1 protein-coding gene is annotated in these 282 nt (G+C 59.6%); it reads right to left on the bottom strand.

Translation table 11 applies throughout. The features are described from left to right. Positions 1 to 5 precede the first annotated feature (5 nt). Positions 6 to 282 (bottom strand): anti sigma-E factor RseA C-terminal domain-containing protein (locus tag ALO43_RS14040; protein WP_328586977.1); only part of this gene is annotated, 277 nt, incomplete at its 5' end.

The following is a 282-nucleotide window of genomic DNA, read 5'->3' as shown; positions in this document are numbered from 1 at the left end:
CCTCCTTAACGGTTTTCCAGACTCGCAGCACGTGCGTAAGGCAGCGCGCTTTCAGTACCTTTCAACGCTGCTTCCTGGGCGTGCTGACGCAGGTAGCCAGGCAGACGTTGATCACCTTGACCAGCACCCTGCAACACGCCGTTGGCCATAGGGCCAGGCGCCTGCTCGGTACTTTCAGTGTAGCCAGCCAGTACGGCAGGGCCTTTCACTTGTGGAACAGTCAGGTTGGCAGGCTGTTGGGTCTGCTGTGCCAGTTGTGCACCGGCGATAGCGTCTTGGTTG

It is taken from the genome of Pseudomonas tremae (genome assembly GCF_001401155.1).
In the GTDB taxonomy this organism is placed as follows: Bacteria; Pseudomonadota; Gammaproteobacteria; order Pseudomonadales; family Pseudomonadaceae; genus Aquipseudomonas; species Aquipseudomonas tremae.
The sequence above is the reverse complement of the archived record's forward strand: the minus strand, read 5'-3'. Positions and strand labels throughout refer to the sequence as shown.